Here is a 21,571-nt window from a genome sequence, read left to right on the forward strand (position 1 = left end):
ATTTTTGAAACAAGGAGGACACACATGTACAAGCAGACGAAAAAAGCCATGAGCCAGCTCATGGTACTTGTGATGCTGGTAACGGCTGTGTTTGGCCTGCAGTCTGCCCCCGCAGAGGCGGAGGGCAATGCACAGGGCGGCCAGATCGAGGTATGGGACTTCGGAGGCGTACAGGCAGCGGGAGATTCCTATATCAATCACATTACAGTGGATACCCTTAACGGGTTAGGCTCCTTTATCGGGGCCGGCTGGTTCAGGCAGAATACCGTGTTCGGCGACTTAACGGTAATGACCCCAGCCGGGGGCGGTTACCACAGACTATATTATTACGACGGTGAAGTGAACGGCGCATTATCTTACGGCAAGCCTACCACCAAGACCTTCAGCGACGGCTATGCGAGCAAGGGCTCTGTCTATTCCGCCGGCAACGGAGATGCTTCAGCTAAATACATCCAGCTGGAGAATGTGAAAGCCGGAGACAAGATCACGGTATACGGCTTTGTTACCAACGGGTCCGGGCCGGCTACTGTTAATTTCGCCTTGACCAGCAGCACCACTGGTGAAGTGGTGACCAGAAGCACCGACTCGTTTACTTCAGCGGGGCAGATCCTTGAATATCATGCACTGGACTCGGGAACATTGCGGCTGTTTTATTCTGAATCGGGGAGCTATAAACCCAATGTGGCCCGCGTTACCAGAACCCCGGGTGTTACAGTATCCGGTACGCTGGGCCTGAATGAACACACGCTTTCCGGTCATTCCATTGTATTTCAGAATCAGTCCACCGGGGAGCTACTGCCGGCTGAGCTTGCTGCTGACGGCACTTACACGGCCGCTCTTACAGCAGGCTACACGTATACCGCCGTTCTCCGGGGCGTGAGCTCTGAATATGCCATTTCAGACACCTCGAAGACCGTCAACGTTACGCTTGCTGATCTGGGCAGCGGTATTAAGAATGTCCAATTAGATGTGGTGAAAACCTCCATGGCGAAGCTCAGCGGTACCATTAGCGGATTCGAGTCAGGCTACAGCCTGAACAGTCTGAAGGTTACCCTGGTTCCGTCCCAGGGAAGTCTTGCTCCGGTTGTAGAAGCTGTGCTGGATACAGCAGCGCTGACTTACTCAGCAGATCTCCGTGCCGGAGAACGTTATACCCTGACCCTTTCCGGCATGAATGATTACGTCCTTACAGGCGAAGCGGATGTTAACATCAGCGCGGATACTGTGCGGCCCCTCACGGCTGCGAAGGCAGAGGTTTATAACGCAACTGGTGCTTTTACGGGATTGCCGTCCGGGGTCACCGTCAGCAGTCTCAAATTTACGAATCTATATGACGGGTACAGCTATACCGGAAACGTTACGGGCGACGGTTACTCAGTCAAGCTGAGGGATGGCGCTTATGCAGTGACCGCAGTTTGCTCTGACCCTGCCTACACAACCGGAGGCCACACCGTTATCAAGGGAAGCGGCGCGGTAAAAGATCTCAAATTCTCAACCTCTAAGGCTCCGGCCGCTCTTCCGCTGGTTCAGGATTTGTATGTGGGTGACAGCGCCAAGGAGCACCATTTCGGTTCGGTCAAGGAGGCACTCGCAGCAGCCGCGAGAATGAATCCTTCCAGCGAGACGGAACGGATTACGATCCATATTGCCCCCGGCACTTACCGGGCCCAGCTGAAAATCGCCACTCCTTACATCAGTCTCGTCAATGCCGAACCGGATAAGGAGGTTAAAATCACGTGGTACTACGGGGTTGGTTATGATTATTACAGCGCAGGACCGGATGGGCTGTACAATGAGGACCGGGCTTTTGATAAATACCTGAAGGGCAATCCGGGCAGCTTCAAGTGGGGAGCTACCGTGTTTGTGACGGGGGCTGCCACCGGCTTCAGGGCAGAGAACATCGTGTTTGAGAATTCTTTTAACAAGTACATTACTGAGGAGGAGCTGGAGGACGGAGTCGAAGTCACAACGATTAACTCGCCTACTAATCTGACTCCAAGAACAGCTTCCCTGGATGCCAGATCGAGAGGCGCAACAGAACGGGCAGCTGCCATCGCGGTCGAAGCCGATCAGGCTGAATTTTATAAATGCTCCTTTTTGTCTAACCAGGATACGCTGTTCACGGGCAACACCCGCCAGTATTACAAGGACAGCTTCATAGAAGGCAACACCGACTATATTTTCGGCTCGGGTAACGTTGTATTCGATAACAGCACGCTTAACTTCACAGGCTACAGCGACCAGGATTCGGGAGGCCATATTACAGCAGCCAAGCCGTCGTCTGCATCGGACCCGTCCTTCCATGGTTATCTGTTCAGGGACAGCATAGTCACTGGCAGCTCTACTAATAACTACAAGGCATCCGGGGATTTCGGGAGACCGTGGGGACAGGATGCCAAGGTGACCTTTCTGGATACCAGACTGGAGAACAGCTCCATCATCTATCCGGAGGGCTGGGCCGGCATGGGCGGCTCCGTCCCGGAAAAGGCAGATTTCTATGAATACAACACGACCTATAACGGCGTTCCGGTAGACACCTCTGCGAGAAAAGGGAATGTGCTTAGCGCAGCGGCAGCTGTGGTCGATGTGACCCGATATTTCGGCGCGGACTGGGTGCCTCATTACTATGAGCCGGGTACCTTGACACCGCCTGTGCTGCAGGCTGACTCTGTCAGCGAATCCCGGGCGGTTATCAGCTGGCAGGGCGCTGTCAGCAGCATCGGCTCCATCCTTTATGAGGTATATCAGGATGGCCGGAGGGTCGCCACAACAACTGAAGCCACTTATGCGGCGGATCATCTGGCTGCGCTGACGAGCTATACCTTTAAAGTCAATGCCGTCAACACTGCCGGAAATACGGCGGAAAGTAATACTGTAGAGATTACTACCGCTGAGCAGGGGCTGCCTGCTGCACCGGTCATAACGGCTGAACCCGGCGATGGGAATGCAACGATCTCCTGGTCAACAGTAACAGGCGCCACCTACTATACCGTCAAAGGCAGGTCTGCCGGCAGTGACGGATACGACATGCTGCATACGGTTAGCCCGGCAACGGTTACCTCTTATACGTATACGGAGTTAACCAACGGAACCCCCTATCATTTTGTTGTCTCCGCTTCCAATGAGCATGGGGAAGGACCGGATTCTAATGAAGCTGTGGTAACCCCGGAAGCCGGAACTGCACCCGGTACTGTTATTAAACCGGAGGATTTCACCGGCTTTGACATCGGCAGTCCCGGCACACCGGGCTCATCAGGCTTTGATGAGGATACCAACCTGTTCACGCTGACCGGTTCAGGAACGGGAATCAATAAGAATGCCACCGGACTGGATCAATTTTATATGAAGGCAGTCAAGGTCAAGGGCGACTATACGATTAGCGCCAAAGCGGTCTACAGTGAAGGCCAGCTGGGGGCGATGAGCTTAACACTCAGAGAGAGCCTGGACCCGAACAGCTACCATTACACACAGGCGGCCACCGCTACAGGCGGACGAAAAATGTTCCGGTACAGCGGCTCCTCCAACGGCTCCAATTCCGTGATGCCCGTGAAGGGAACAGCCTACCTGCAGATCACCAAAACCGGCGACAAAATCCTGTCCATCGTCAGCACCCTGCCTATCCCGTCTAATCCGGTTGCCTCAGAGACGCTTGCGGTCAGTACAGCTACCGCCAGCCGGCTGGGCCTGGATGAGAACGGGAATCCCAAGGAGCTGTATGCGGGGCTGATGGTGAATGCCGCGAATGCATCTTCTTCCCTTACGGCTGTATTCGAAGATGTCAAAATTGTGATGGCCGATGGTACCGTGCTGTTTGACGCCAATGCCGGCAAGCCGGTCGCGCCGAAGAATGTCCAGGCCAAGCCTTATAATGCGGGCGTCCAGATTACCTGGGATGCGTTAAATACAGCCACTTCCTATACGGTACAACAAAGCATAAGCCCGGAAGGGCCATTTACAGAAGCTCTGACCGTTGGAGGCTCTGTATATGAAGCCTTCGTTACAGGGCTGGAAAATGACAGAACATACTATTTTGCCGTCACTGCAAAGAATGCCAGCGGGGAAAGCGTGCCGTCACAGGTGGTAAGTGTATCGCCTGCCGCTTCAGCCGATCTGCCTCCGGTTCTTACGATGACTTCGGCTGAGCCTGCCGCCGGTGTGTTCAGTGCCCTGCTGCCGCTAAGCGGGAGTGTGGATAAGGAGAGCATCCTGACAATCAGAAATAACGGAGTTCCTGAAAAGCTGAACGGGACGGAGGAGTATTTACTTTTACACAAAGGGGATACGTTCAGTGTGAAGCTGATTCTGGTGCCGGGACTGAATGAAATTGAAATCAAGGCCACTGATACGTACGGCAATGAAACTGTTATAAAATATGCTGTCACTTACACGTATAGAGCGGGCAGCATTGGCTTCTATGATGCAGAGGGGCAAGCCGTTACTGTGCTCGAAGCAGGCCGGGAAATTTGGATACAGGCAGAAGCAGAAAACTTTATCGCTGCCACCAAAGATGTCTTATTGTTTATCGGCCTGTATGACGGGCATAACAATCTGATCAAATTCATTAGTACGGCTGAGACCCTGTACAGCGGTGAGACAGATACCCTTTACGCCCGGCTAAGGCTTCCTGATGATGTGAGCGGCTATACGCTCAAAGCCTTTGTCTGGGACAACATGACTGACATGCAGCCTGTTTCTGAAACGGCCGAGTTACAATCCAATTAATCTGCAGGAGGATGAACCATGAAGAAAAGGATGATCTCAACTGCGTTATGTGCGCTGCTGGGTGCTTCATTCCTGGCTGATGCAATGCCTGCTCATGCTGCCCAGGCGCCGGCGGCTATACCGGCGTTTCCGGGGGCCGAGGGCGGAGGGATGTATGCCAGCGGCGGCCGGGGCTATGACGTCTATGAAGTGACCAATCTGAATGACTCCGGGCCGGGTTCCTTGAGAGAGGCAATCAGCGGAGATAACAGAATGGTCGTATTCAGGGTATCCGGGACGATTCAGTTGTCCAGCCCGCTCGGCTTTAACAACAGAAAGAATATTACCGTTGCCGGACAGACGGCTCCGGGAGACGGGATTTGCATTGCCGGCTTTAACACCGATATCAGCAGCGCAACCAATATTATTATCCGGTATTTAAGATTCAGACCCGGTTCGGCCAACATCTCCAGCGAGCCGGATGCCCTGGGCGGTAGGGGATCAAATTATGTGATGATTGATCATGTCTCAGCCGGCTGGTCGACGGACGAAGGATTATCCTTTTATGAGAATAACAATCTGACCGTGCAGTGGAGCATCATCAGCGAAAGCCTCACTTTATCCGGGCATGTAAAAGGAAAACACGGGTACGGCGGGATCTGGGGCGGCAATGCGACCACCTTCCACCACAATCTGCTTACCAGCCATACCAGCAGAATGCCGAGAATCGGAAACGGCAATACGCCCGGTAATATCACGATGTCTAACAATGTGATTTACAACTGGGGCTTTAACAACACCTATGGCGGCTTAACCACGCTGCAGTCCAATATCATTAATAACTACTACAAGCCGGGGCCGTCTACCCTCCAGTCCGTAAAAGGCAGAATTATCAATCCCGGTGACGGCGAGTTTTTTGTGGACGGAAATTATATGTACGGCAGCCCGGAGATCAGCGCGGACAACAGCAAGGGGATTCAGAATGCAATCCCTGCTACGGTTCTCTCCAAAGCCCCGTTTCAGAATGACAGCTATACAACGGTAAAGATCACGGATGCAGAGCAGGCTTACCAGGATGTGCTGGACATGGCGGGTGCGGTGCTGCCAAGAAGAGATGCCGCAGATGCCCGGGCCGTACAGGATGTAATAGACAGAACCGGCCGGACGATCAACCGGGAATATGAGGTGGGCGGTTACCCGGAATTACGGTCCGCAGAGGCTCCGCCGGACAGCGATCATGACGGCATGCCGGATGCCTGGGAAGAGGCTAATGGCCTGAATAAGCTGGACAAAGCGGACGGCAAAACCATCAGTCCGAACGGGTACAGCAATCTGGAGAACTATCTGAACAGTCTGGCAGATATGAGCCATGCTGCAGACAATCCTGTGGTCAAGCTGAAATCACCTGTGTATAACGCTTTGTTTGCCGAGGGCGGAGCCATCCGGATGGATGCAGAGGCTGCAGACAGGGACGGAATTGCCAAGGTGCAATTTTACAGCAATGATGTGCTGCTGGGGGAAGTAAAGAAGGCCCCGTACAGCTTCACTCTGGACAATGTGGAGGACGGCACTTATTTTATCTCTGCGCGGGCTTATGATACGAAGGGAAATGCAACCCAGTCCACCTCCCTGCCGGTTCATGTCAACGGTCCCGGGGTGAGTACGGGCTGGACTTCCGCAGATATCGGCAATACGCCGGTGAAGGGCAGCGGAAGCCTGGACGGCTCCGGTACGCTGACTGTGAAAGGGTCCGGCAAAATCACCGGCCGCAGTGACAGCTTCCATTATGTATACCAGCCGGTCAGCGGCAATGCTTCCTTAACCGCCAGACTGGATTCTATTGCCCTGCTGGACAACAACGCCATTTCAGGCCTGATGATCCGGGACAGCCTGGAGCCGGACGCAGCTGCAGCAATTATCAGCACCTCCATCGTGAAGGCGGACCGGGATGAGCTGGGCAACGGTGATAAGGATGACACGTTCTATGCCACCTATTTCTCATCACGGATGAACAAAGGAGGGACTATCCGCACACTGAACAATACCGATTATCCGCAGGATTATTTGCCAAGCTTAACAGATAACACCCTGCCGATCTGGCTGAAGCTGGAGCGTGTAGAGGATACCATTGTCGCTTTCACCTCCTATGACGGTGAGCATTGGAAAGAGCTGTTCAGGGATACCTTTGCTATGGATAAGGAGGCTTATATCGGATTTGCCGTCGACGGGACCCAGCCTGCGATAGGGGATAAATACTACAACACGGCCAAATTCTCGAATGTGCAGCTCAGCAGCTCCTTTACGGTAACGGATATCAAGCTTACAGATGCTCTGGGAAATGAGGCAGCGCAGCCGGCTCCTGGGCTGACCGCTGTAGCCGCGGTTACTGTTGAGCGGAATTCTATTGCTGCACCGGAGGGAGTCATTGTTATCCAGCTGTGTGACGCGGAGGGCAATATTCTCTCCTCGTCTTATGTGAAGTCTGCCTTTGGGGTGAACGGGACCAAGACTGTAAAAGCCATGTTCAGCACGCCTCTGCAGCTTACAGGGCTGCAGATAAAGGCTTATGTCGTCAATAATGTGCAAGAAGGACAGCTCATTTCCAACGAGAAGCTCGTGCAGTTAGGAGGAGGCTTATGAACAAGAGGATATTCAGAGCGTGCATAGCATGGATCGTATTCTCATTGCTGGTGCTTCCGCTTTGCAGTACCGGTGTATCGGCAGCTGCAGCCTTAACGGCCAGCTTGGAGGTAGATCATAATACTGCAGCAATCAAGGTTATCAGTACAGCCAATGAGCAGGACACAGTAACGGTATTCATTATGCAAAAGCAGACCGGGTCCATCGCCTATGTGGATCAGGCTGAGCTTAAAAACGGACAGCACACCTTCCAGACCGTGCTTCCAAAGGGAGAGTATTACGGCTCCGTGAGCTCGGCCGGCAGCGGGAAGGCAGAGCTGCAGGCTTTCGCGGTTGAGCATACCGAGACGATAACGGGCTTCAGGCCGTTGCAGGCTCTTACAGTTGCCAAAGGCGGCAAGCTTGTACTGCCCGGCTCCGTGATTGCCGTATTCGACAGCGGGGCTAACCGGGAGGTAGGTGTGAAATGGTCCGGAGTGCCGGATACCGGTACAGCCGGTCAATTCACGGTTACCGGTAATGTGAACGGAAGCCTGCAAACCGTGGAGCTGGTGGTAAAGGTCGGCGGGACGACAGCGACACCGACAGCGACACCAACTCCAACATCAACACCGGTGCCGACCGCTACACCCGCAGCGACAGCGCCACCCGTATCAGGGGGACAGACCATAGCAGCAACAGCGACACCGAAGCCTTCACCTGCAGCAGCAGGTTCTGCCATTACGCTGACTGCTGTGCTTGATCCGGCAACGGCTGTCGCGAAGGCAGAGGTCACTGCAGCAGCCGTCAGCACAGCCTTGTCCAAGGCGGCAGCGGATGCTAAGGGAATCAGAACTGTGGAAGTCATTATAACTCAGGCAGAAGGGGCTAAGGCGTATGAGCCGGTGCTGCCTGCCAGCCTGTTTGCAGGAGATCCGAAGCAGGTGATCCGGCTGGTTACTCCGGTTGGAACCGCCCAGCTGTCCGGAAATATGTTTGAAGCCCCGCTTACAGCAGGAAGCTCTACTGTTTCCGTGGTTATCGGATTAGCAGATGCGGCGGCGATAAATGACCCATCGCTGAGAGAAAGCGCCAGCGGTAAACCAGTCATCGAGCTGACTGCGAAGGTTGACGGTACAGCCGTTGAATGGAGCAACAAAAATGCACCGGTTAAAGTATCTGTTCCATACTCACCTAAGCAGGACGAACTTAACAGCGGTGAACATATCGTAGTCTGGTATATTAATCCGGCGGGGAAGGCAGTCAAGATACCTGATACCAGATTTGACGCGGCGGCAGGGAGGGTAACCTTTAGTACCACGCACTTCAGCAAGTTTGCCGTTTCCTATGAATTGAAGACTTTTGCTGATGCTGCTAAATTTCCATGGGCGCAGCAATCCATAGAAGCACTAGCCTCCAAAGGTGTGATCAACGGAATTTCGGATACGTCCTTTGCCCCTGAAGCGAACATCACCCGGGCGGATTTCCTGGTTATTCTGGTAAGGGGCCTGGGACTTACAGCCGGCTTCAATGATAACTTCAGCGATGTTAGTCCTGCGAAATACTACTATGAAGCGCTGGGAATTGCCAGGGAGCTGGGGATCACAGACGGAGCGGGCAATAACCTCTTCAAGCCGGATACACCGGTCTCCCGCCAGGAGCTGATGGTTCTCGGCAGCAGGGCCCTTTCGCTTAGCGGGGCGGCAATGCCGGCGGGCAGCGCTGACGATATCCGTAAGTTTAGCGACAGAGCCGAGCTTGCAGCTTATGCGGTGGAGGATGTGGCTGCGATGGTAAAAGAGGGGATTGTCAGCGGCAGCGGAAGCAAGCTCAATCCGCATGCCAATGCGACCAGAGCGGAAGCTGCGGTTATTGTGTACAGGATTATTAATAAGCTGTAACTGCATTCTTGTCTATAGTGCGCCTCCCCTGTGGGGGCGCTTTTTCTGTAGACGATTTTTTATACCATCAAAGACTTCTTTCCAAAAGAGTGCCAACCTGCTTCGCCATAACCTGCGGAGGATGCGGCATCCCGTTTTTAATCCACCACTCAATAATCCCCACATAAGCGGTGCCTGTATATTGCAGCATAACAGCTTCATTTAGCTCCGCATTTTTTCCGCTGTCCCTGTCGATTTCTTCATTGAAGCCCTTCATTACATATTCGAGCAGCCTCGCTCTGAAAGTAGGGGCCCCTTTGCTTGCCAGCATGGTCGAGAAGAATAAATAGTTTTTTTCAAAGTATTCAAAAAAAGGCGTGAGCCCGTTGCTCCAGTCCAGCCGGCATGCCCATTCATCCATCTCGCTTAATTCATCCATATGGGATTCAATCAGTTTATCCAGAAGATCATATTTATCCTGATAGTGAAGGTAGATAGTGCCCCGATTCAGGTTTGCCCTGTCAGCGATATCCTGAATGGTAATTTCATCAAAGCTTTTTTCGCCCATTAGCTCAAGAACCGCTTTTTTTAATGCCTCTTGTGTTTTAATAATCCTCCGGTCCACTTTTGCCATACGATTTCCACCAAACCTTCTTAGTTAATTGACAATTCAAGCTGATGTGTTGAGATATCAATAGATTGCATGCTTTTAAACATTGAATCTATACGTTGTAATTCTATAATAATAGACACGAGTTGTTTTAACAATTGTTTATGGTTATACAGCTGATGTTGGAACTAAATGTGACTACTTCTATAGATTGTGAGGATGAATAAATGAACGCAGCATCAAGTGTAACTAGACGAAATCCGTTACTGATTTTCATTTTAACGATAGGTGTGTTCGGTATACTTAATACCGAGATGGGCGTAATCGGCATATTGCCGACCCTTGCTGAACGCTTTAATGTCAGTGTCACAGAAGCGGGGCTGCTGGTGAGTGTTTTTGCTCTGGGCATCGCTGTTTCGGGTCCGATCATGCCGCTGTTGTTCTCAGGTATAAACCGTAAAAAGGTCATGCTGCTTGTACTGGGCATATTCGTTGTGGGTAACCTGGTCTCCCTGTTTACAACTAACTTTACGGTTTTATCTAAAAAAGCTGAGAATACTCCACCCTCGATAGGGTGGGGATGAATCTGCGGTATTTGACCTAAACCCGAACGTATGTGCTATAATGTAAATAATATTACCAAAAATGAGGTGTCGCACATGCTGATACATCAAGCCTATAAATACCGGATCTACCCCACATCGGAACAACAGCAACTCATAAGGCGTATGTTTGGCTGCTGCCGCTTTGTGTTCAATTACTTTTTGGACACTTGGAATCAAAGCTATGCGGAAACGGGAAAAGGCTTGTCCTATCACGCTTGTGCGACAAAACTCCCTGCACTAAAAGTACAATACGACTGGCTGAAAGAAGTCGATAGCATTGCTTTGCAGTCGGCTGCCCGTCATGTGGCGGATAGCTTTGATCGCTTTTTCAAAAAGCAAAATCAAGCGCCACGCTTTAAGAGCCGGAAGCATCCGGTTCAAAGTTACACGACCAAATTCACGAACGGGAATATCGCCATTGAGGGGAGTCGCTTGAAGCTCCCAAAACTCGGCTGGATGCGTTTTGCAAACTCCCGGAAGCTGGAAGGCCGGATATTGTCCGCTACCGTGCGTCAAAACGCCAGTGGGAAATTTTTCGTTTCGCTTGGTTGCGAAGTTGAAAAGAACCCACTGCCGCAAGTGGACGCACATATCGGAATCGATCTGGGTTTGAAAGAGTATGCTGTAAGCTCGAATGGTGAACGGTATGCCAATCCCCGCTTTTACCGCCAATATGAGAAAAAGCTGGCGCTTTGGCAGCGGCGGATGGCTCGGCGTACTCCGGGCGGCTCCAACTGGAAGAAAGCGAAGCAGCATGTCGCTCGCATTCACGAACGTATTGCGAATAAACGAAATGATTTTCTCCACCAACTGACAACGAAACTGATCCGTGAAAACCAAACGATTAGTATCGAACATCTGCGTGTCGCGAATATGATTCAGAATTCCAAGCTTTCAAAATCCATCGCGGATGCGTCTTGGGGGGAGTGGGTACGGCAACTGACGTACAAAGCCCTTTGGTATGGACGAACCCTTCGGATCGCCGATATGTTCGAACCGACCAGTCAGCGGTGTCACGTGTGTGGCACAATCCACCCGGAAGTTAAGAATCTTGCGGTTCGGGAATGGACGTGCAACGCTTGCGGTACGCTTCATGACCGTGATGAAAACGCCGCTCATAATATTGCACAAGTAGCGGTTTAACCGCCACCTATCCAAATGATAGAACTGTTGGAACGCAGGAATCGCTTGCTAAATAAGAAGAGGTTACTCTTCTGTTCGCAAGAATCCGCCACTTCAAGCGCTAGCTAAGTGGGGGAGAATTCAATAATAGCCAGGATTATACCAGCCTTATTCCATCCCGCAGCTACATGCTTGTCCCTGCAAAGCAGCTTTCAGGGCAAGGCTAATACTGGAGAGGGAGGATTCCTATGAACAAGAGACCCTATATTGTCTGCCACATGCTAACCTCATTGGACGGGAGGATTGCCGGAGATTTTCTGGAGACGGAGCGGACCTCCTTTTTCAGCAAAAAGTATGAGGAAATTCATCAGCAGTATGAATGCAAGGCGTGGATCTGCGGCAGAGTGACCATGGAGAAGCATTTTACCTTTGGACACAGATTAGAATTAGGAGATGAAAATATACCGGCTATTCCAAGAACAGACTACGTAGCGGATCGTGCTGCCGATGCCTACGCAATCGCAGTAGACCCTTCAGGTAAACTGGGCTGGACCCAAAATTATATTGCAGAGGATGACGACCGGTATGGCCACCATATTGTCGAGGTGCTTACTGAGCAGGTTGCGGATGCCTATTTAGCCCACCTGAAGAACCTGGGTATCTCCTATATCTTTGGCGGCAAAACTGACTTGAATTTCACTGTGGTGGCTGAAAAGCTAAAACGTCTGTTTTCCATTGACAAGCTTCTGCTTGAAGGCGGAGGCAAAATAAATAGTTCGTTCTTGAACGAGGGATTAATAGACGAGATCAGTTTAGTTCTGATTCCCGTAATAGACGGCGCAGCGGATGCATTGACTTTGTTTGAAGCAAACGCCAGTCCCCGCAAGATTAATCCCGTAGATTTTGATTTCAAAAGTGTAGAGAATCTGGGCGATGGCGGACTTTGGATTAAGTATGTGCAGAAGCCGTAAACGGACTAAACTTCATTCACTGCTTGAATCAACCATTATACGAATTCAACTTCATTGTTCCTTAAAAGCTGTTGCCAAAAAACCGGACTTAGGAGTACATTATACTGCGAGTATAGAAGCCGAGAAGGAAGGTAGTTGCAGATATGACAGAAACCACTCAGGTATATAGGGCAACAGAGGATAATGTAAAAATCATCGGACGGACACATTATTATAATGATGTGCGGTGGCTGGCTCTCTCCGGCAGCGGCGTTGAGTTCACCTTTTACGGCCGGAAAGCGGAAATTACGCTGCTGGGGGATGCCATCGCCCTAACCGGCAATAACCTGGCCCGGATGGCTATCTGTGTAAACGGAGTGCAGGTGATTGATGATCAGCTTAACCAGCGCGAGGTAACGTACACTGTATTTGAAAGCGATACCGAGCAGGAGGTTACGGTAACCGTCATAAAGCTGTCCGAGGCGGCAATGTCGACCGCAGGGATTCAAGCCATCACAGTCGATGCTTCGGAAGGCATTAAGCCGGCTCCTGCTGGCGTACATACAATCGAATTTATCGGCGATTCCATTACCTGCGGCTATGGCGTGGATGATGAGGACGGAACGCACTCTTTTAGCACAGCCACTGAAGATGTCACCATGGCTTATGCGTATCAGACCGCCCGGAGACTTGGGGCAGATTATAGCATGGTATCCTACAGCGGATATGGCATCATCACAGGCTATACGGAAAATGATCAGAAGCTGACTACACATCTGCTTCCGGACTACTATGAAAAGGTGGGTAAATCCGAGGGCAGATTTGCGGATACTCTTCTTCCCCAGGAGCTTCCCTGGGATTTCAATAGGCTTGTACCCGACCTGATTGTTATTAACCTGGGTACTAATGATGATTCCTATACTAAAGATGATCCCGGCCGGCAAGCCGAGTACGCCCGTGAATATGCCGGATTTCTAACAACAGTCCGGTGCTGTAATCCCCATACGAAGATACTGTGTACGCTGGGAATCATGGGCGACAGACTGTATCCTTATGTGGAGCAGGCGGTTAGCCGATACTCTGCTGAAACTGGGGACAGCAATATATCTACGATGAAGTTTGAAGTGCAGCTGGCGGCGGACGGTTATGGTTCGGACTCTCACCCGTCCCGGGTTACTCATCTTAAAGCGGCTGATAGACTGGCTGCCCATATCCAAGAGCTTATGAAGTGGGAATAAAGGAAGGAGAGGCCTGCGGAAACCGCAGGCCTCTGGCAATACTCAGTAGAACCTATCCTGAAGTCCCGGACTATGCCCGTTCGGCATCTCCGGTCTGCTCATCAAGAGGCTGGTTAAGGTTAGACCTTTACAGCTTCAGGTCTTTTAACCTGGAGCGGCGGAGGGATCAGCCAGCCGTTTTTCTTGGTTAGCTGAAGCACCTTCATCCCAAGGGCGGCTTTGGTGAGGTGATACTTGGCAAATAAGGCGCCGACATCCTCACGGATGGATTGCCCCATAGCCTGGCTGCAGGCCACTAGTCCGGCAGCATTGTCCGCAGCCAGCTTGGCTGCAATCTCCGGATCAGTGAATCTTGCACCGGCCGGGATATCCTCCAGCCGGGCTTCAGGGCGCTGCGGCATCGCCGGTGCAGACGCCAGTCCCTGCTCAGCCAGAAGCGAATCCAATTCGCTGATTTCCAGCTCCGCCTGATCAATCATAGCTCCCAATATCTTTTTCAGATCATGGTCACCGGCATGATACATGTACGCCCGGTAACAGGATAAAGCACCTTTGGCTACCGTCGAGGCTGTCCATACGCTAAAAATCTCCCCGTAATGCATCGGCTCGTCTTTGGGGTTGCCGCCTAAAATTCCTGTCATGGGTAAGCTCCTTTGTTATGAAAGTGAAATGTGGAACAAAGGTAGCATGCCCTGAAATGTGCAGAAATTGCAGGAGGATTTATCCGTAATCCTGGCAAAGGGTTAGCGGAATAATTGCCAAGCTTAGTCTTTGAACAGAATTCTGAAGCTGAAGGGCTCAAGCACAAGTCTGATCTCGCCATTGTCTGCAGCGGCGGCTTCTCCGGTAAGGGCATCCTTCCATTTGCCCTCAAGGGCCTGCACCAGCGTAGCCGGTTCAGCGGTCGGATTCATCCAGACCGTACAATGCTCTTGATCATTATAACGTTCATAGATTAGGGCGCGTTCCTGCTGGTTGCTCTTCAGGAAGCTGAACTCCCCTGTACGGAGAACCGGATGGTCCTTGCGGAGCTTAATCAGCTGTTTGTAGCTCTGATGCAGATCGCGGTCCTGACGCTCCTTCTCCCAAATCATGCATTTCCGGCAATCCGGATCATCCTCGCCATCAAGGCCAATTTCATCCCCGTAATAAATACAAGGTGTTCCGGTAAAAGTAAGCAGAAAGGCAATCGCCAGCTTGAGCTTTCTTTTATCGCCGCCCAGTTGGGTAAGCACCCGCGGGGTATCATGGCTGGCCATCAGATTGAACAATACTTCATTGGCCTGCTGCGGATACCGCATCAGCAGGGCGCTGATATATTGTGAGAAGGTCTGCGCATCCATATCATCGCCTTGCAGAAATTCAATCAGCCTTTTTGACAGCGGATAATTCATGACGGAATCGAACTGGTCGCCGTGCAGCCAGCGCAGGGAATCGTTCCAGTTCTCCCCGATAATATAGGCATCCGGATTAACCGCCTTAATGCGGCTGCGGAATTCCTTCCAGAACTGATGGTCGATTTCATTGGCCACATCCAGCCGCCAGCCGTCCATCCCGAGCTCCTTGACCCAGTATTCGGCGATATTAAGCAGATATTCACGGGTTTCCGGATTGGCAGTATTCAGCTTGGGCATCTCGGCGAAGAACCCGAAGGCATCATAAGTGGGTTTCCCGTCTTTGACCTGAACCGGAAATTCGTTAATATGAAACCAGTCTGCATATTTGGACTTTTCCCCATGCAGGGTAACATCCTTGAACTGTGAAGAGTTGGAGCCGATATGGTTAAACACGGCATCAAGAACGACCCGGATTCCTTTGGCATGGGCCTCGTCAACCATTTTTTTTAACAGCTCCGTATCACCGAAATGCGGGTCGATCTTCATATAATCAGTGGTGTCATACTTATGATTGGTAGGTGCCTCAAATATAGGTGTCAGATAAATGGCCGTAATGCCCAAGTCCTCCAGGTAATCAAGATGATCGATTATCCCCTGCAGATCCCCGCCGAAAAAATTATCTGTAGTAGGCTTATCCCCCCACGGCATCACGTCTTCCGGATCGTTTCCGGTATCTCCATTGGCAAACCGCTCAGGCATAATCTGATAAAATACGGCTGATTTTGCCCATTCCGGTGCTTGGAAAATATCAATTTCATGGATATAAGGCCAGTCAAAAAAACCGCCCGGAGCTTCGGGCTCTTCTGCCATAATTCCGTTCTCCGTCATCCAAACCGTCTCACCGCCGGCATGAAGGCGGAAAGCATAGGAGAACCGGCGGTGATCCGGCTTTACCGTTGTCTGCCAGTAATCAAAGAGCCGGTCGGTGCCTACTTTGCGCATTTCATATTCGTGATGATAGGTTTCCCAGTCATATTTATCGCCTGTCAGCGCATAAATGCGTTCCACATTCTGCTTTTTGGTCCGGACGCGTAAATGAAAGGTATCTTTGTCGTATGGATAGGACCAGTTGCCATACGGAACATGATGCAGGCTTTCCAAATGGATGCAGGTCGTAAGATTGGCGCAGCTGATGGCTTGTTCATTAGAGATCATTCCAGTCCCTCCCGGATCTGTGTAGTTGGTGTATGCCTAGCAGTATTACCTTAGTAGAAAGGAATCAGCCGGAGCCTTAGATTTGCCGTCACCCCAAAGCCCGTGCTTAAACAGGCTGCCGGAAATCATGTTAATTTGAAGCACAAGAGGAAATGCTACATTATAAATAACCTGTGCCGTAGTAAATAAACACATGGATTTATATTTCTGGATGCAGTGGAGTAATGGTCATTGTTTAAGCGGTCACACTTAATTATATATAGTACCTTATAATATGTTATAATGGATTTCTTACTGCAAACTATGAAGAATAGAGGTCGCCACAGGATGAAATGTAAAATTAACCGCAACGCCGCCAAAGTCTTGAAGGATATGCTGAACACACCGGAAGCGGAAGGCAAGAAGATCCGCGTAGTGATTACCCAGAATCACGGGGATCACGGCCACTATGATGTGACCCTGGATACACCGACTGAGCATGATGAGCTTGTAGCAACCGACAAGGATATCGAGGTGCTGCTGGATACACGTGAGCCGCTGCTGGACGGGGTATGGATTCAATACTTCTACGTGCCGCAGGAAGGCTTCTTCATCACAAACCCATCTACCGGATTCCTTGAAAAATAAGCAGTACACGTTAAAAGCGTTCAACCCGTACAATGGGCTGAACGCTTTTTTTGGCTTGTCAGGCAATAATCAGGAGCTCCCGTTCCTGTTCATACCGTTCACTACACTCCAGTTATGATTAACCGACGCGGTAATACGCCCCTGTCTGCCCAGATAATCGGCGATCAGCTCGACCATGTCTGTCGGGATGTCCTTCACGACCGGCTTATTCTGGAACATGGCGAAGTTTCCGCCGCCTGACGCCCGGTAATTATTCATAACCACATCATATTCGGCGTCAGCTATGAGCGGCTGTCCGTTCTGCTCAAGCCGGGCAACACGCTGTCCGGCAGGCTGCGAAATGTCCAGAATATAGTCTATGCCTTCCCACATGTCATAATTGAAATGCTGGGGCTTGGGCATGAGGAACGACGGATTCACGGCAATCTGCCCCTCAGCATTGATTTCGAAGTATTCTGCTGATTGCTCCAGTGCCGCTTTAATGTCGCTTCCCGACACACGCAGCACTTTTAACGTATTGGGGTAGATGTAATTAGCTACGATCTCGCGCATGGTGATGCATTCCCCAAAGCCCGGCGACACGTTATCGAACAGGGCGGCAGCTGAGATGCCTGCTCCGGAGGCATCCATCTGCACGCGGTGGATAAATTCAATTAACGGGTGCTCCTGAAGACGCGCCCGGGCATGGGAATGCACCGTCATGTCGCCGTCCAGGAAGCCGAAGGGCTGATCAAGCCAGGTCTGTGTCAGCTCCTCAATTTCATGGACAAGCTGCAGAATGGCCGGGTCAGGCTCATAATCCGCAGAAGAGATCAGCTCAGAACGGCAGCCGGTCATGCTCCAGCCTTCGAAATTCTTCTCTATATGCAATGTCACCTTACCCAAGTACCGGCCCTCGTTCCCGGGCTGAATCACATGAACCCCGTTAATGCAAGCCTCCAGAACCCGGTGCTGGTGGCCCGTGAACAGCACATCTATACCCGGTACCTGTTCGCAGAGGGCATAGCCTGTATTCTCTCCGGTCAAAGGCTCGGTCGCCTGTCCGGTCTCAGGGTTCCGTTCTAACCCCCCGTGATACGAAACGACTACAATATCTGCCTGCTCCTCTGTTTTCATTACAGGAATCCACTTCTGCGCAGCCGTCACCGGGTCCTCAAACTGCAGGCCTGCAATATGGTCCGGCTGTTCCCAGACAGGAATATAAGAGGTGGTCAGCCCTAGAACACCGATCCGAATACCATTCTCCAGCTCCCGCATGATATAGGGCTTGCCGAAGGCCGGCTGTCCTGTAGTTGAATCCACAATATTGGCCGACAGCCACGGGAAGCCAGACGCATCTGCTGCGCTCCGCAGATACGGCAGACCGTAATTGAACTCGTGATTGCCCGGGACAGCCGCATTGTAGCCCAGCTCATTCAGGCAGGCGATGACCGGATTCGGCAATGAGGGATTTACTTTGGCATGATAATAGGTCAGCGGGGTGCCCTGCAGACAATCGCCGTTATCAATCAGTATGGTATCTGGTGCGGAGCGCCGGATATCCTTGATTATACCGGCAATCCGGGCTAGTCCGTGTCCGGCCTCTTTCCGCGTAGCATAGCTGCTTGGCAGGATAAATCCATGCAGATCGCTGGTTTCTAACAACACAATTTCATAGTGCTGAGTCGGCATGTTGTCTCTCCTTTGCAGGCTTATCTAGAAAACTTTGCTTATTCTATCACACTATTTGGCGAATCAACAGACTCTGGAAGTTTTATCATAGTGATTACAAATTCATGCCAGATCGTTAACAAATGAATTATATAGTGATTAAGCACCAGTAAAATTCCGGTCTTGTATAAGACAAAAAAGTGGAGGGTCTTTAAGTGAAAAAAAGAATTCAGCATCTGTTCACAGGAGTACTTGCAATCGGGCTATTGGCAGGTTGCGGCAACAACAACACAGGCAGCAACGGAGCTGCGAATGCAGCTGCAAATAATGCAACAAAGGCAGCGACAGCACAGCAGGAGACAAGCACGGCAATTGATGTTCTGAAGGTCAGCTTTGTACCGTCGAAGGACCCGGATCAGATCATTACAGCCACTGAGCCGTTAAAGGAGCTGCTGAAAACCCAGCTGGGCACCAAGGGCTTCACCGTAGGCGATGTACAAATTGATGTCGGTACTACATACGAAGCAGTAGGCGAAGCACTCAGTGCCGGAACTACCGATGTCGGGCTGATTCCCGGCGGTACGTATGCACTGTATGATGACGGGGCTGAGGTTCTGCTGACATCAACACGCAAGGCACTTTCCAATGACTCCGAGAATCCGAAGGACTGGAATGACAATAAGCCGACTACCGGGCTTGACGACAAACAGGCTTCCTATTACCGTTCCCTGCTTATTGCCGGACCTTCCGCTAAAGGCCAGGAGCTTGCAGCTAAAGTAAACAACGGCGAAGAGCTGACATGGGAAGACCTGAACAGCGCAACCTGGGCGGTAATGTCCACATCTTCTTCCGCAGGCTACATCTACCCAACACTGTGGCTGCAGGAGAAATATCAGAAGGGATTGACCGATCTGGCCAAAGTAACCCAGTCGGATTCCTACGGAAGCTCGTTTGCGCGTCTTGCCGCAGGACAGGCTGATATTGTGGTTGCCTTCGCAGACGCACGCCGCGATAACGAAGAGAAATGGACAAGCGAGTACGGCGGTACAGGCCCGATCTGGGATCAGACGAACGTAATCGGTGTAACGCAGCCAATCTACAATGACACAGTTAGCGTAAGCAAAAACTCCCCGATTATGACGGATGAGCTGAAGACAGCGCTGCAGGAATCCTTCATGGAGATTGCTGAAACGCCAGAAGGTAAAGAAGTTATCGCCATCTATTCACACGAAGGCTACAAAGTAGCTCAATCTTCCGATTATGATGGTGAACGCCAGGCGCAGGAACTGATCCGCAGCATGAAATAAACAGCAAGTTCATATTCGTGAAACCTGAAATGAGAGCATCATGATTTCATGATGCTCTCATTTTTTCCACTTTATAAAATATGTGCAAAAGGATTGGATGCCCCCATGATTCAGTTTATCGATGTAAATAAGACCTATAATAACGGCACGACTGCTCTCAGCAATATCAATTTGACAATCGGGCAAGGTGAATTCGTTGCCGTAATCGGCCTCTCCGGTGCCGGCAAATCGACATTGATCCGTTGCATTAACCGTATACATGATATTTCCGGCGGCCAGCTGCTGGTCGACGAGGTAGACGTGTCCAAGCTCAGAGGACGGCATATCCGCAGATTCCGGCGCAGAATCGGGATGATTTTTCAGTCCTTTAATCTGGTAACACGCACGAGCGTAATGAACAACGTGCTGGTATCCTTCGTGCCGGGGCTGCCCTGGTGGAGAAAGCTGACGGGAATCTTCCGCAAGGAGCACAAGATTCTGGCGCTGGAGGCGCTCGACAAGGTCGGTATTCTGGACAAGGCCTTTGTCCGGGTGGACCAGCTGTCGGGAGGCCAGCAGCAGCGGGTGGCCCTGGCGCGGACGCTGGCCCAGAATCCGGATATCATTCTGGCGGACGAGCCGATTGCTTCCCTTGATCCCGTTACTGCACGGATCGTAATGGACGACTTCAAGAAGATCAATCAGGAGATGAACATCTCTGTCATTATGAATATCCACCATGTCGAGATCGCGCTTGAATATGCGGACCGCATTATCGGAATCCGCAAGGGAGAGGTTGTGTTCGACGGGGCAACCGGCGGGGTAACCCAGGACATTCTGCAGGAGATTTACGGCGGGAAGTGGGATGCGGAAAAAGCAGCCATGGAGGAGCAGCCGGCCTATGTATGATAAACTTTTTCCTCCGCGCAAAATTGAGCTTCCCAACGGAAAAATGGTGCTGCAGAAACGTTCGCGCACGCCGCTTGTCGTCCTGCTGCTGGTTATCTGCACGATAGCCTCTGCACAATTCACGGGCTTCAGCCTCCGGCTGCTGGTTACACGGATTCATGAATTTTTTACAATCATCATTGCCATGATTCCGCCGGACTGGCAGAGCCTGTCCCGGATCTGGTCCCCGCTGCTGGATACGATCAAGATGTCCCTGCTGGGTTCCATTATCGGGGCCGTAGTGGCACTTCCGGTTGCTGTTGCAGCTTCCGCTAATATTGTCCAGTCCAAGGTGCTCATTGTGCTTAGCAAAGCTGTGCTCAGCCTGCTCCGCACGCTGCCGACGCTCGTATCCGCACTGATTGCCACCTTCGTATTTGGTCTCGGACCGATGGCCGGAACAGTGGCAATCACGCTGTTTACGATTTCTTATGTCGGCAAGCTGCTGTACGAGCAGATCGAGAATGTGGACATGGGCCCCTTTGAAGCGATGGAGTCGCTTGGGATGACAAGACTTGAGGCTTTCCGTTTCGCGGTTATGCCGCAGGTGCTTCCAGGCTATATCTCAACCTCCTTGTACTGCTTTGAAGGAAATGTTCGTTATGCGGCAATTCTCGGCTATGTCGGGGCGGGAGGCATCGGGCTGCTGATTAACGAGGGGCTTGGCTGGCGGGATTATCCTGCGGTCGGCATGATTATCGCTGTTCTGATTGTGACTGTATATCTGATTGAAAGAGTCAGCGAGCATTTCCGCAAGAAGCTTATTTAAGGGAGACGTTACAT

General features: G+C 51.3%; 14 protein-coding genes and 1 pseudogene. 11 read left to right on the forward strand and 4 right to left on the reverse strand.

Annotated features, from left to right (window positions below; all coding sequences use genetic code 11):
* Positions 1–24 precede the first annotated feature (24 nt).
* Genes R70331_RS30395 through R70331_RS07665 form a run of 3 tightly spaced genes read left to right on the forward strand, consistent with a single transcriptional unit; the run spans position 25 to position 9,221 of the window.
* Positions 25–4,722, forward strand: a complete 4,698-nt coding sequence (locus R70331_RS30395; protein ID WP_052418968.1) for a pectinesterase family protein — start codon at positions 25–27, stop codon at positions 4,720–4,722.
* Between the two features lie 18 nt (positions 4,723–4,740).
* Complete coding sequence (locus R70331_RS07660) at positions 4,741–7,341, forward strand: Ig-like domain-containing protein (RefSeq protein WP_052418969.1); 2,601 nt, start codon at positions 4,741–4,743, stop codon at positions 7,339–7,341.
* Complete coding sequence (locus R70331_RS07665; protein ID WP_052418970.1) at positions 7,338–9,221, forward strand: S-layer homology domain-containing protein; 1,884 nt, start codon at positions 7,338–7,340, stop codon at positions 9,219–9,221. Before R70331_RS07660 ends, R70331_RS07665 begins: the two co-directional genes overlap by 4 nt.
* A 67-nt stretch (positions 9,222–9,288) precedes the next feature.
* Here R70331_RS07665 and R70331_RS07670 read toward each other — a convergent pair whose 3' ends face one another.
* Complete coding sequence (locus R70331_RS07670; protein WP_042174247.1) at positions 9,289–9,834, reverse strand: TetR/AcrR family transcriptional regulator; 546 nt, start codon at positions 9,832–9,834, stop codon at positions 9,289–9,291.
* Between the two features lie 203 nt (positions 9,835–10,037).
* On the opposite strand from R70331_RS07670, the pseudogene R70331_RS07675 reads away from it, so the two are divergent.
* From R70331_RS07675 to R70331_RS07690, 4 genes and pseudogenes are all read left to right on the forward strand, one after another.
* Positions 10,038–10,346, forward strand: a pseudogene (locus tag R70331_RS07675) (MFS transporter); the annotation flags it as partial.
* Between the two features lie 123 nt (positions 10,347–10,469).
* Positions 10,470–11,558, forward strand: coding sequence for an IS200/IS605 family element RNA-guided endonuclease TnpB (gene tnpB / locus R70331_RS07680; RefSeq protein WP_197071404.1), 1,089 nt, complete (start codon positions 10,470–10,472; stop codon positions 11,556–11,558).
* A 227-nt stretch (positions 11,559–11,785) separates the two neighbouring features.
* Entirely contained in the window at positions 11,786–12,508 is a 723-nt protein-coding gene (locus R70331_RS07685) for a dihydrofolate reductase family protein (protein WP_042174253.1), read from the forward strand.
* A 143-nt stretch (positions 12,509–12,651) separates the two neighbouring features.
* Entirely contained in the window at positions 12,652–13,725 is a 1,074-nt protein-coding gene (locus tag R70331_RS07690; RefSeq protein ID WP_042174255.1) for an SGNH/GDSL hydrolase family protein, read from the forward strand.
* 119 nt (positions 13,726–13,844) lie between these two features.
* Here R70331_RS07690 and R70331_RS07695 read toward each other — a convergent pair whose 3' ends face one another.
* The gene (locus tag R70331_RS07695) at positions 13,845–14,366 is read right to left on the reverse strand and encodes a DUF3231 family protein (RefSeq protein ID WP_042174256.1); all 522 of its coding nucleotides are present in this window, start codon (positions 14,364–14,366) and stop codon (positions 13,845–13,847) included.
* Between the two features lie 123 nt (positions 14,367–14,489).
* Positions 14,490–16,277 carry an alpha-glycosidase gene (locus R70331_RS07700; protein WP_081947529.1) on the reverse strand — a complete coding sequence of 596 codons (1,788 nt, stop codon included), beginning with the start codon at positions 16,275–16,277 and terminating at the stop codon, positions 14,490–14,492.
* 327 nt (positions 16,278–16,604) lie between these two features.
* Between R70331_RS07700 and R70331_RS07705 the strand changes: the two genes are divergently transcribed.
* Entirely contained in the window at positions 16,605–16,904 is a 300-nt protein-coding gene (locus R70331_RS07705) for a heme biosynthesis protein HemY (protein ID WP_042174258.1), read from the forward strand.
* Positions 16,905–16,973: 69 nt separating this feature from the next.
* Here R70331_RS07705 and R70331_RS07710 read toward each other — a convergent pair whose 3' ends face one another.
* Positions 16,974–18,575 (reverse strand): bifunctional metallophosphatase/5'-nucleotidase, encoded by a 1,602-nt coding sequence (locus tag R70331_RS07710; protein ID WP_042174260.1) that lies wholly within the window; start codon positions 18,573–18,575, stop codon positions 16,974–16,976.
* Between the two features lie 194 nt (positions 18,576–18,769).
* Between R70331_RS07710 and R70331_RS07715 the strand changes: the two genes are divergently transcribed.
* The 3 genes from R70331_RS07715 to phnE all read left to right on the forward strand — a co-directional run bounded on the left by R70331_RS07715 (position 18,770) and on the right by phnE (position 21,557).
* The gene (locus R70331_RS07715) at positions 18,770–19,861 is read left to right on the forward strand and encodes a phosphate/phosphite/phosphonate ABC transporter substrate-binding protein (protein ID WP_042174261.1); all 1,092 of its coding nucleotides are present in this window, start codon (positions 18,770–18,772) and stop codon (positions 19,859–19,861) included.
* 105 nt (positions 19,862–19,966) lie between these two features.
* A complete protein-coding gene (phnC, locus tag R70331_RS07720) occupies positions 19,967–20,749 on the forward strand; it encodes a phosphonate ABC transporter ATP-binding protein (protein WP_042174263.1) in 783 nt (260 codons plus the stop codon).
* Positions 20,742–21,557 (forward strand): phosphonate ABC transporter, permease protein PhnE, encoded by an 816-nt coding sequence (phnE, locus tag R70331_RS07725; protein WP_042174266.1) that lies wholly within the window; start codon positions 20,742–20,744, stop codon positions 21,555–21,557. Before phnC ends, phnE begins: the two co-directional genes overlap by 8 nt.
* Positions 21,558–21,571 lie beyond the last annotated feature (14 nt).

The organism is Paenibacillus sp. FSL R7-0331, from assembly GCF_000758645.1.
GTDB lineage: Bacteria > Bacillota > Bacilli > Paenibacillales > Paenibacillaceae > Paenibacillus_AQ > Paenibacillus_AQ camerounensis.